This is a genomic window from Streptosporangium sp. NPDC001559 (genome assembly GCF_042893955.1).
In the GTDB taxonomy this organism is placed as follows: domain Bacteria; phylum Actinomycetota; class Actinomycetes; order Streptosporangiales; family Streptosporangiaceae; genus Streptosporangium.
Genome location: NZ_JBIAVG010000018.1, coordinates 192,447 through 202,556, shown reverse-complemented (window position 1 = coordinate 202,556; position 10,110 = coordinate 192,447). Strand labels below are relative to the sequence as shown.

The following is a 10,110-nucleotide window of genomic DNA, read 5'->3' as shown; positions in this document are numbered from 1 at the left end:
GGGGGGCGGGGGGGGGGCCCCCGGGGGGGGGGGGGGCGGGGGGGGGGGGGGGGGCCCGCGCCGGGGGGGGGGGGGGGGGGGGGGGGGGGGGGGGCCCCCCGCCCCCCCCCCGCGACCCCGTCAGAGACGCTGGTACATGACGTCCACATCCCAGCGGGTGAAGCCCAGCCTCTCGTAGAGGCGGACCGCCGCGGTGTTGCTCTCGTCGACGTACAGCATCACCTGGGCCAGCCCCAGGGAGCGCAGGTGCGCCAGGCCCGCCAGGGTGAGCGCCCTGCCCAGTCCGCCACCCCGCTCGGCGGGGTCGACGCCCACCACGTAGACCTCGCCGATCGGCTCGGGGCCGTCGTGCACCTTGGTCCAGTGGAACCCCGCCAGGCGTGCCGTACCGTCCGCGGGGTCGTGCCGTTCGGCGAGGAAGAAACCCGCCGGGTCGAACCACGGCTCCCGCTCGCGCAGCCTGAGATCCTCCAGGGTCCAGGCGCCCTGCTCGGGGTGGTCGGCGAAGGTCCTGGCGTTGAGCGCGACCCAGGCCTCCTCGTCGGCGGAGCCGGGTTCGAAGGCGCGCAGCCGTACGCCTTCGGGGAGTTCGAAGGCGGGGAGTTCGACGGCCAGCGGGCGGCGCATCCGCCACAGCGACCTGGCCCTGGTGAAATTCGCGACGGCGGCCAGGGCCTCGGCCCCGGGATGCCCCCCGTGCGCCCACACGCGCAGGCGCCCTCCCGTCTCCTCCAGTACGGCCAGCAGCAGGCGACGCCCGTAGCCTCGCCGCCGGAAGGCGGGGTGGACGACGAGCTCCCCGCTCGGGGCGGTCGAGTCGGCCAGGTCCACATGCGCGTAACCGGCCAGGTCGTCCCCGGCGTACAGCAGCACGGAACGCGTCTTCTCACCGCCGTGGCGCAGCTGCAGCAGCGCCTGTTCGTTGAGCGGTCCCACGCCGTCCGCCTCCGTCGCGGCCTCGGCCGTCGCCAGGACGGCGGCCACCTGAGAATCGGAGAGTCGTTCCCTGTGTTCCACGCGCACGTTCATGTTCTGGACTTTATGCGCAGTGGCATTTCAGCCGATGGTCGGGGAGTGGCAAAAGCCGCCACCATTCGGGACGGTTAATCGTTACCTCTAGGACATTCCTTGCATAGGTCGTCACTTTAATGTCGTGGTTCATGACGTCTCGTACCTTCCAGCGCCTGGCCATGGCCGGGGCTCTCGCCGGAGCGGGCCTCATGCTCGCGATGGGCCCGGCGACCGCGGCGACCCAGGGAACCGCACATAACGCGCACAACGCGTACAAGGCTCCCCGGACCGTCCCCGTCCGCCTGCTCTCCCTCAACGACTTCCACGGCAACCTCGAACCGCCGACCGGCTCCTCGGGCCGCATGGTCGACGAGACCGGAGCGACCGTCGAGGCCGGCGGCGCCGCCTACGTGGCCACCCACCTCAAGCAACTGACGGACGGGAACACCCTGAAGGTCGCCCAGGGAGACCTGATCGGAGCCAGCCCGCTGCTGTCGGCCGCCTACCACGACGAGCCGTCCGTCGAGTTCCTCGGCAAGATCGGCGTCACCGCCTCCGCCGTGGGCAACCACGAGTTCGACGAGGGGTACTCCGAACTGCGGCGCATCATGTACGGCGGCTGCCACCCGACGGACGGCTGCTCGCCCGCCGGGCCCTGGAAGGGCGCGCGCTACAGCTACCTGGGCGCCAACGTGCTCTTCAAGAACCCGGGCGGCGGAGCGGAGCGGGAGGCGCTCGCCGCGCTCGGCGGGAAGGACAGCGGATCCCTACACGACCTGCTGAAGGGGTACGGCATCCCGGCCCTGCCGCCGGTGGCCGTCCGCTGGGTCAACGGCGTACCGGTCGGCTTCATCGGCCTGGTCACCCAGACCACCCCGGGCATCGTCACCTCCGAGGGCATCAAGGACCTGCGGTTCGCCGACGAGGTCAAGGCGGCCAACGTCGCCTCGAAGCTGCTGAAGCTGGTCGGCGTCAAGGCCCAGGTCGTGCTGATGCACGAGGGCGACCAGGTCACGCCCGGCCGGTCGCCGGACGCCTGCAGCGCGCAGCCGGGCGCGGGCACCAGGATCGCCACCCAGGTCGACCCCGAGATCGACATGATCCTCAGCGGCCACTCCCACCAGGCCTACCTGTGCCAGGTGACCGACCCGGCCGGCGGCACCCGCCTGTTCAGCCAGGGCGGCTCCTTCGGCCGGGTGATCACCAAGGTCGACTTCCGGGTGGACGTCCGTACCCGTGACGTGGTGCGCTCCTCGGTCGTGGCCGACAACCAGGTGGTGACCCGTACGGTCACCCCGGACCCGGAGATCGCCGCGTTCGTGCAGACCTGGAAGGAGCGCGTCGCGCCGGTGGCCAACAAGCCGATCGGCAGGATCACCGCCGATGTCACCAACGCCGCGGCCCCCTCGGGAGAGTCGTCCCTGGGCAACCTCATCGCCGACGGCCAGCTCGCCGCGTCCAAGAACGGGGGGAACGCGCAGATCGCCCTGATGAACCCGGGCGGCGTACGGGCGAGCCTCAGCTACGCGGGCTCCCCCGTAGGGGAGGGCGACGGCGTGGTGACCTACGGCGAGGCGTTCACGGTGCAGCCGTTCAACAACCTCGTGCAGGTGATCACCCTCACCGGCGCCCAGCTGAAGACCGTCCTGGAGCAGCAGTTCCCCGGCGGCCCCAACGCGCAGCCGTTCACCAAGATCCTGCAGCCGTCCTCGAACCTCACCTACACCTACAGCACGGGTGCCGCGTGGGGCTCGAAGGTCTCCGGCCTCAAGATCGACGGAGTGGCCGTGACGGACACCCAGAGCATCCGGGTCGCCGTCAACAACTTCCTCGTCGGCGGCGGTGACGCCTTCGCGGAGTTCACCAAGGGCACGGACGTGTGGAGCGGGCCGCTCGACATCGACTCCTTCGCCGCCTACTTCGCGGCGAACCCGACGATCACGCCTCCGGCTCCCACCCACATCACCGTCGTTCCCTGACGATCCGGGGCGTCGCGCGGGGCCGGTCGAGGTCCCGCGTGGCGCCCGTCAGTGGTGGGCGGGCTCGCGCTCGCCGGCGGACTCGCCGCCGCGCTCGGGGACGAAACGGTAGCCGACGTTGCGCACGGTGCCGATCAGCGACTCGTACTCGGCGCCGAGCTTGGCGCGCAGCCTCCTGACGTGCACGTCGACGGTCCTGGTGCCGCCGAAGTAGTCGTAGCCCCAGACCTCCTGCAGTAGCTGGGCGCGGGTGAAGACCCGGCCCGGGTGCTGCGCGAGGTACTTCAGCAGCTCGAACTCCTTGAACGTCAGGTCCAGCGCCCGGCCGCGCAGCCGCGCGGTGTAGGTGGCCTCGTCGATCGCCAGGTCACCGCTGCGGATCTCGTCGGGGACCTCCTCGACGGCGGACAGGTCGAGCCTGCCGACGGCCATCCGCAGCCGGGCCTCGACCTCGGCGGGGCCCGCGCTGTCCAGCAGGACGTCGTCGACGCCCCACTCGGCGGTCATGGCGGCCAGACCGCCCTCGGTGACGATGACCAGCAGCGGGCAGGTGATGCCCGTGGTCCGCAGCAGCCTGCACAGTCCCTTGGCGTGGGCCAGCTCACGGCGCGCGTCGACGAGTACGGCGTCGGCGGGCGGGATGTCGATCAGCGCCGAGGCCTCCGCGGGGGCGACCCGCACCGAGTGCAAGAGAAGTCCCAGCGCCGGGAGCACCTCTGAGGAGGGCTCAAGGGCGTTGGTGAGCAGCAGGAGATTGCTCACGGTGCCTCCTTCCCGCGTCGTGCCGGCTGCTGGCCGTACAAACACGTAAGGACCCGGGGGCTACGTCGCCCAGGTCCCGTGTAGGTGAGGATAGCCGACGTGGCTGAGGCGTCCATGGAGTGTCCAGCTGATGAACACGGTTCACCTCGTGGATTCACGGTAACAGGATGATGACCCAGTGTGTATGGGAGGGGTTGGTCGGACTATGGCGAGAGGAACTATTCGCTACTGGGCGGCGGCGAAGGAGGCCTCGGGGGTCGCGGAGGAGCCCTTCGAGGCGGGGACGCTGGCCGAACTGCTCGCGGAGGTCACCCGGGGACGCGCGGAGCTGGCCAGGGTGGTCGGGCGTTCGTCCTTCCTGGTCGACGGTCATCCGGTCGGCAGGCGGGCGCACGAGACGGTCGTCCTCGCCGACGGCGTGACGGTCGAGGTGCTGCCGCCGTTCGCCGGTGGGTGATCGGATCCGGCGGTTGGTGAGGTGTTTTGCGAAGAATTGCCGGGGGATGTGCTGCGATGGCACTCTGGCCGGACCGGGGCACTGAACCGAGGCACTGAGAGGCCCTGAGTCGAGACACCGGGTCGAGGCACGGAACGGGGAGTCAGATGCGCAGGCTGGTCGCTTTCCTGGTTTTGCTGCTCGTTCTGCTCGCGATCCTGGACAGGGTGGCCGTGGCCGGGGCGCAGCGGGAGATCGCCCGGCAGGCGACCGCGAGATACGACCTGGACAGATCGCCGGAGGTGAGCATCCTCGGCATCCCGTTCCTCACACAGGCGGTCGCAGGGCGCTACGACGAGGTCAAGGTCGCGGCGGGCCCGATGGTCCTGAACGGGCTGCGCCTGTCCAGCGTCGACTTCACCCTTCACGACGTCACCGCCCCGCTGTCCGACCTGCTGTTCGACTCGGGGCGGGCCGACATCCGCGCCGGACGGGTCGAGGGAACCGTGGTGGTCCCGCTGCAGGTCCTGAACCAGAGGGCGCCGCGCGGGATCAGGGTCGCGGTCGACGGCGACACCCTGACGGTCGACGGGGAGGTCACGGTGCTCGGCCAGAAGGTCCCGGTCAAGGCCGACCTGAAGATCGGCGTCTCCGCGGGGGAGATCCGGTTCGCCCCGGAGAAGGTCACGGTCGGCGGCGGCATCCCGGTGCCCAACCCGGAGCGGTTCATCGACTACCGCATCCCGGTCAAGGACCTGCCGTTCGGCGTGAAGATCACTGGCGTGCGCGTCGTGCCCCAGGGGATACGGGTCTCCGGTGAGGCGACCGACGTTCCCCTGCACGGCTGAGGACGCGCTCTCCCAGGTGGGCGACGTATGACTGAACCGAAGCGCCGCGCCGTACGTCGTGAGGGTGTGAGCCAAGCCGGAACCGCCGACGAGCAGCTCGTCAGAGCGCTCTTCGACGAGCATGGCGGCCCACTCTACGGTTACGTTCTGCGGCTGACGGGTGACCCGGGGAGAGCGGAGGATGTCGTGCAGGAGACGCTGCTGCGGGCGTGGCGGCACCCTGACGCGCTCAGCGGGAAGCCCATCCGCGCGTGGCTGTTCACGGTGGCCCGCAACCTCGTCGTCGACCAGCACAGGGCGCGCAAGGCGCGTCCGCCGGAGATGGGGGACGAGGCGCTGGCCGTCGTGCCCGCCGACGACGAGCTCGAGCGGGCCGTCGAGTCGTGGGCGGTCGCCGAGGCGTTGGCCACGTTGAGACCGGAGCACCGCGAGGTGCTCGCCGAGGTCTACTACCAGGGGAAGTCGGTAAAGGAAGCCGCCGAGGCGCTCGGTATCCCCGCCGGAACGGTGAAGTCGCGCACGTATTACGCGCTTCGGGCGCTCAAGCTGGCGCTGGAGGAGCGGGGGCTCGCGCCATGATGATGACCTGTGACGACGTGCGGATGTCGCTCGGGGTGTACGTGCTCGGGGCGCTCGAACCGGAGGAGTGCGTGCTCGTCGAGGCGCACCTGGCCGAGTGCGAGGGCTGCCGCGCGGAGTTCGAGGAGCTGACGGGGGTCGCGGCCTTCCTGGAGAAGGTGTCCCAGGAGGACGCGGCGCAGGCGGTCAGCCCGCCGCACGCCGTACTCGACCGGTTGCTGAGCGCGCGAGTCAGACGGCGCAGGATGAGCAGGACGCTGCTTTCGCTGGCGGCCTCGGTGCTGGTCGTCGGCCTGGGCGGGACCATGTGGTCGGCCATGCGCCCGGCTCAGGACGGTGCCTCCTCCGAGGCGCTGCCCGCGGCGGTCTCGGCCTCGGCGGGCGGTGAGAGCGGGCAGCTGTCCAAGGCGATGAAGGACGACGGGGGGCAGGGGTACGCCACCGTGCCCTCGGAGGCCCCCTCGAACGAGACCTCCCAGGACGCCCGGATCTTCTCCGACGTCCCGGAGAGGCGCCGGACGGTCAAGGGGGACAACGGCCCCGTCCACGTCACGGTGAGCATGGCCGAGGGGGAGGGCACCACGACCGTCAAGGTCGTCGTCTCCGGGATCGCCAAGGGCACCCCGTGCAGACTCGACGTGGTCGGCGCGGACGGCCGGCGCCAGACGGCGGCCAACTGGGTGGTCAACAAGGCCGCCTACGACCGCTCCGGCCCCTTCCAGGGGAGCACCACGATCCCGTTCGGGACCGTCACCAGGGTCGAGGTCACCACGGCCCAGGGACGCGTGCTGGTCGGCGTGGCCGTTCCCTGAACGGGTCCCGTCACTCCGGTCCGGGCCCGGGTTCGGGCCGGGCCCGGACCGGTCGCGGGGAATGACCGGTCGCGGGCGCGTGTTGTCGTGCTCCGTGACCGGATTGGCAGTGGTTCTCGTCACGCTGGCCCTGGCCACGCTGGTCGGCGTGATCGTACGGCGGCGCGACGGCGTGCCGCGTGAGGTTGGGGGCGACGTGGAACGGCTGACGTCCGGCGATCTCGGAGTCCCCCTGGGAGAGCGGGCGACGCTGGTGCAGTTCTCCAGCGCCTTCTGCCAGCCCTGCCGGGCGACCCGCAGGGTGTTGTCCGAGGTGACGGCGATGGTGGCCGGGGTGGAGCACGTGGAGATCGACGCCGAGTCCCGCCTCGACCTCGTCCGTTCGCTGAACGTTCTGCGAACCCCGACCGTACTGATCCTTGACGCGTCAGGACGTGTTGTGAAACGTGCCTCCGGGCAGCCACGTAAGGCCGACGTGATCGGGGCGCTCGGCCTCGCGGTCGGTGAGTGAACAGGTGAATATCACTCGTTGGGCAAATTTGTCTCACACTGTGGGCAGGGATGTGACAGACGATGGAGCGTCAATGTAGTGTCTTCGACATGAACCCCTCGACAGAGCTGCTGACTAAGCGGCGCGCGGTAGATTTCTGCCGCGTCGCCACCGCGCTCTGTCGCGCTTCCTAAAGGGCGATCTCAAGCGGTCCCATGCCGCACCGATCTGTACACCCCTTCAGGAGCATCGAGCGATGCAGGTTGATCCCCGTGCCCTTCGCTTCTCCGCGGCTCTGACGACCGTCGTCCTCGCTCTCGTCCTCGTGACGGGCAGCGTCTGGTTGCTGGGAGCCCAGACCGTGGTGTTCGCGCTCGGCCTTCTCGGTGCCTCGCCGTACGGGATGATTTTCAAAGGGATCGTGAAAAGCCCTCCGCCGGAGTTGGAGGACGCGACCCCCCCGCGCTTCGCGCAGGGTGTGGGTCTGGTCTTCGCCCTGGTGGGTCTGGTCGGCTACGTCACGCAGATCACGCCGCTGGCCCTCGGCGCCACCGCCGCGGCACTCTTCGCCGCCTTTCTCAACGCCGCCTTCGGTTTCTGCCTTGGCTGCGAGATGTTCCTGATCATTCGCCGTATATTTCCCGCCGCAAATTAATCCCGGAGGATTCCGATGAGCCGCTCCGCCGTCCTGGTGGACGCTGACTGGGTCGAGGCCAACCTCGACACCGAGGGCGTCGTCCTCGTCGAGGTCGACGAAGACGCCAGTGCCTACGACAAGGGCCACATCCGTGGCGCCGTGAAGGTCGACTGGAGGCAGGACCTTCAGGACCCCGTCCGCCGCGACTTCGTGGACCGCGAGGGCTTCCAGGCGCTGCTCTCCTCCCGGGGCATCGCCAACGACGACACCGTGGTTCTCTACGGTGGCAACAACAACTGGTTCGCGTCCTACGCCTACTGGTACTTCAAGCTCTACGGCCACGAGAACGTCAAGCTGCTCGACGGTGGCCGTAAGAAGTGGGAGCTCGACTCCCGCGAGCTGGTCAAGGACGTCCCCAACCGTCCGGCCACGAACTACCAGGCCAAGGAGCAGGACCTGGCCATCCGCGCCTTCCGTGACGACGTCGTCGCCGCGATCGGCAAGCTCAACCTGGTCGACGTGCGCTCGCCCGACGAGTTCACCGGCAAGCTGCTCGCCCCCGCGCACCTTCCGCAGGAGCAGGCCCAGCGCGCCGGCCACGTGCCGACCGCCCGCAACATCCCGTGGTCCAAGGCGGCCAACGACGACGGCACCTTCAAGTCCGACGAGGAGCTGAAGGCCCTCTACGAGGCCGAGGGCGTCGACTTCGCCAAGGACACCATCGCCTACTGCCGTATCGGCGAGCGCTCGGCCCACAGCTGGTTCGTCCTGCACGAGCTGCTCGGTCAGGCCAGCGTCAAGAACTACGACGGTTCGTGGACAGAGTACGGCTCGCTCGTGGGCGTGCCGATCGAACTGGGAGAGGCTCGATAATGACTCAGGGATGCGCTGCTCCGGAACAGACGATCGCCCTTCCGGCCGGGATCGACCTTTCGACCCAGGCCGTCATCCAGGGAGTGGTCTCGGGCACGGGCACGGCCTACGCCCGCCTGCTCGACCACTCCGGCGAGTTCACCGGTGAGGTTGTGGTGTCCGAAGAGGGCATCTTCCGCTTCTTCGCCGCTCCCGGTGAGTGGACCGTCCGCATCATCGCGGGTGGTGGCGTCACCAAGGACATCCCCGCCCAGGCCCGCCTGGGTGAGGTCACGCAGCTCGCCGTGGCTGTCTGACCAGACCTGATCTCCGAGAGGCCGGTGCCCCAGCTTGGGGCACCGGCTTCTCGTGTTCTACGCGGCTCCGCGTCGTTCGACTCTGCGGACCGCGTCGGCGTAGGCGGGGTCGGAGGACATGGCCGCGGCCAGATGCAGGTGGGGCAGGGCCTCGCCGGGGCGGTTGGACCGTTCGAGGGTCCGGCCGAGCAGGAACCTGGCGTAGTGGTCGCCGGGGGCGCGCTCGACCAGCGACTCAAGCGTCCGCAGCGCCCGGCCGAGTTGCGCCGAGCCGAAGTAGGCGCGGGCGGCCAGCAGCCCGACCGCCGGGTCGTCGCCGTGGTCTTCGAGCAGCGGACGGAGCATCTCCAGCGCGCCGAGCGGGTCACGGGCGTCGAGCAGGGACTCCGCGTGGCGCAGGCGCGTGACCTCCTCGGGGAGATCACGGCCGGGGACGGCGTGCCGTACCAGGTCGCGCAGGACCTCCGGCGACTGGGCGCCCGCGACGGCCTGGTCGCCGACCACGAAGGTCGGTGAGGTGCCGATGCCGATGGCCTTGCCGCGCAGGAGCTGGTAGCGGACCTGCTCGGTGCCCTCTCCGGCGGCGAGCGCCTCGGCCACGCCGTCCAGACCCGCCTCGGCGGCCAGATCGGCCAGGACGGCGCGGTCGCCGATGTCCGAACCGTCGGTGAAGTGGGCGCGCAGAATCCGCTCGACGACGGCGCCCTGCAGGGCGGAGCCGCCGCGCTCGTAGGCGATGGCGATCACCCGGTGGGCGTCGAAGGTGTTGGGCTGCGGGACGGCACCCCAGATCGGGCCCCGCGGGGCCTCTTCCGTGGGGGTGGCCGGGTCGCGCGGAGTCTCGTCCCGGGGCCCCGGGGCCGTCGGGTCGAGCTGGTAGGGACGCCAGACGACCTCGACGTCCTCGCCGAGCCCCGCACTCACCAGGCGCTGCCTGCCGACGTGGGCCCAGGTGCAGACCATGTCCGCCCAGACTTCGATGCGCTTCATAGCCGCTCCAACAAACGGGCCCCGTGGTTTATTCGACGGCCTCCGGCAGGCCTGTACGGAGCCGGAATCGCATGATTGTTTTGCACGTTTTCTGTCGAACGAATCAAGGGTTCGCTCGGAACCCCGAGGCGCTCGACGTTCTTCTGTGGATCTCCGGTGAACGGTGTCCTCCCTGGCAGATCGTTGAGCCCGCCGATGGGGGAATCCCCGTCGGAACCCTTTTCGATGTATGGCCCACGAATGCGGGAAAGAAAATTACTGGCGGTCCTGGGCCCGCCGATCCGCTTGTCGGCGGCGGTGGGACGATCGACGAATCGACCGCCCCACGGGATGTCCGTCGGATTCGAGGAGAAATTCGAGCCGTTGATTCAGGACTCTCCGGGAGGGCTTCCGCCGG

Annotated in this window: 13 protein-coding genes; 10 read left to right on the top strand and 3 right to left on the bottom strand. The window is 69.8% G+C overall.

From position 1 onward, the window contains the following. Nucleotides 1–120 precede the first annotated feature (120 nt). Complete coding sequence (mshD, locus tag ACFYY8_RS34210) at nucleotides 121–1,029, bottom strand: mycothiol synthase (RefSeq protein ID WP_390048234.1); 909 nt, start codon at nucleotides 1,027–1,029, stop codon at nucleotides 121–123. A 131-nt stretch (nucleotides 1,030–1,160) separates the two neighbouring features. Between mshD and ACFYY8_RS34205 the strand changes: the two genes are divergently transcribed. Continuing rightward, nucleotides 1,161–2,990, top strand: a complete 1,830-nt coding sequence (locus tag ACFYY8_RS34205) for a bifunctional metallophosphatase/5'-nucleotidase (RefSeq protein ID WP_390048232.1) — start codon at nucleotides 1,161–1,163, stop codon at nucleotides 2,988–2,990. 48 nt (nucleotides 2,991–3,038) lie between these two features. Here the strand turns inward: ACFYY8_RS34205 and ACFYY8_RS34200 are convergent, their stop codons facing one another. Beyond that, complete coding sequence (locus tag ACFYY8_RS34200) at nucleotides 3,039–3,752, bottom strand: winged-helix domain-containing protein (protein ID WP_390048231.1); 714 nt, start codon at nucleotides 3,750–3,752, stop codon at nucleotides 3,039–3,041. 205 nt (nucleotides 3,753–3,957) lie between these two features. Between ACFYY8_RS34200 and ACFYY8_RS34195 the strand changes: the two genes are divergently transcribed. From ACFYY8_RS34195 to ACFYY8_RS34155, 9 genes are all read left to right on the top strand, one after another. After that, the gene (locus ACFYY8_RS34195) at nucleotides 3,958–4,209 is read left to right on the top strand and encodes a MoaD/ThiS family protein (protein WP_352014615.1); all 252 of its coding nucleotides are present in this window, start codon (nucleotides 3,958–3,960) and stop codon (nucleotides 4,207–4,209) included. Nucleotides 4,210–4,355: 146 nt separating this feature from the next. Further along, entirely contained in the window at nucleotides 4,356–5,036 is a 681-nt protein-coding gene (locus ACFYY8_RS34190) for a DUF2993 domain-containing protein (RefSeq protein WP_390048228.1), read from the top strand. A gap of 27 nt (nucleotides 5,037–5,063) precedes the next feature. Next, entirely contained in the window at nucleotides 5,064–5,615 is a 552-nt protein-coding gene (locus tag ACFYY8_RS34185) for a sigma-70 family RNA polymerase sigma factor (protein ID WP_184712468.1), read from the top strand. Continuing rightward, nucleotides 5,612–6,427, top strand: a complete 816-nt coding sequence (locus tag ACFYY8_RS34180) for an anti-sigma factor family protein (RefSeq protein ID WP_390048227.1) — start codon at nucleotides 5,612–5,614, stop codon at nucleotides 6,425–6,427. Before ACFYY8_RS34185 ends, ACFYY8_RS34180 begins: the two co-directional genes overlap by 4 nt. Before the next feature lie 94 nt (nucleotides 6,428–6,521). Continuing rightward, on the top strand, nucleotides 6,522–6,938 hold the full coding sequence (locus ACFYY8_RS34175) for a TlpA family protein disulfide reductase (RefSeq protein ID WP_390048225.1): 417 nt from the start codon (nucleotides 6,522–6,524) through the stop codon (nucleotides 6,936–6,938). Nucleotides 6,939–7,000: 62 nt separating this feature from the next. Further along, on the top strand, nucleotides 7,001–7,111 hold the full coding sequence (locus ACFYY8_RS34170) for a putative leader peptide (RefSeq protein WP_390048222.1): 111 nt from the start codon (nucleotides 7,001–7,003) through the stop codon (nucleotides 7,109–7,111). A 62-nt stretch (nucleotides 7,112–7,173) separates the two neighbouring features. Continuing rightward, entirely contained in the window at nucleotides 7,174–7,572 is a 399-nt protein-coding gene (locus ACFYY8_RS34165) for a DUF4395 domain-containing protein (protein ID WP_352014618.1), read from the top strand. A 15-nt stretch (nucleotides 7,573–7,587) separates the two neighbouring features. After that, nucleotides 7,588–8,427: a sulfurtransferase gene (locus tag ACFYY8_RS34160; protein ID WP_390048220.1), complete on the top strand. Its 840-nt coding sequence runs from the start codon at nucleotides 7,588–7,590 to the stop codon at nucleotides 8,425–8,427. Continuing rightward, the gene (locus ACFYY8_RS34155; RefSeq protein WP_352014620.1) at nucleotides 8,427–8,723 is read left to right on the top strand and encodes a DUF1416 domain-containing protein; all 297 of its coding nucleotides are present in this window, start codon (nucleotides 8,427–8,429) and stop codon (nucleotides 8,721–8,723) included. The genes ACFYY8_RS34160 and ACFYY8_RS34155 overlap by 1 nt, the downstream gene beginning before the upstream one ends. 57 nt (nucleotides 8,724–8,780) lie before the next feature. Here ACFYY8_RS34155 and ACFYY8_RS34150 read toward each other — a convergent pair whose 3' ends face one another. Continuing rightward, a complete protein-coding gene (locus tag ACFYY8_RS34150; protein WP_390048218.1) occupies nucleotides 8,781–9,713 on the bottom strand; it encodes a DsbA family protein in 933 nt (310 codons plus the stop codon). Nucleotides 9,714–10,110: the final 397 nt, after the last annotated feature.

Coding starts and splice junctions, on each gene's coding strand:
- ACFYY8_RS34160 (WP_390048220.1), top strand. CDS start 7,588: ATGAGCCGCTCCGCCGTCCTGGTGGACGCTGACTGGGTCGAGGCCAAC.
- ACFYY8_RS34170 (WP_390048222.1), top strand. CDS start 7,001: ATGGAGCGTCAATGTAGTGTCTTCGACATGAACCCCTCGACAGAGCTG.
- ACFYY8_RS34155 (WP_352014620.1), top strand. CDS start 8,427: ATGACTCAGGGATGCGCTGCTCCGGAACAGACGATCGCCCTTCCGGCC.
- ACFYY8_RS34195 (WP_352014615.1), top strand. CDS start 3,958: ATGGCGAGAGGAACTATTCGCTACTGGGCGGCGGCGAAGGAGGCCTCG.
- ACFYY8_RS34185 (WP_184712468.1), top strand. CDS start 5,064: ATGACTGAACCGAAGCGCCGCGCCGTACGTCGTGAGGGTGTGAGCCAA.
- ACFYY8_RS34190 (WP_390048228.1), top strand. CDS start 4,356: ATGCGCAGGCTGGTCGCTTTCCTGGTTTTGCTGCTCGTTCTGCTCGCG.
- ACFYY8_RS34165 (WP_352014618.1), top strand. CDS start 7,174: ATGCAGGTTGATCCCCGTGCCCTTCGCTTCTCCGCGGCTCTGACGACC.
- mshD (WP_390048234.1), bottom strand. CDS start 1,029: ATGAACGTGCGCGTGGAACACAGGGAACGACTCTCCGATTCTCAGGTG.
- ACFYY8_RS34205 (WP_390048232.1), top strand. CDS start 1,161: ATGACGTCTCGTACCTTCCAGCGCCTGGCCATGGCCGGGGCTCTCGCC.
- ACFYY8_RS34150 (WP_390048218.1), bottom strand. CDS start 9,713: ATGAAGCGCATCGAAGTCTGGGCGGACATGGTCTGCACCTGGGCCCAC.
- ACFYY8_RS34180 (WP_390048227.1), top strand. CDS start 5,612: ATGATGATGACCTGTGACGACGTGCGGATGTCGCTCGGGGTGTACGTG.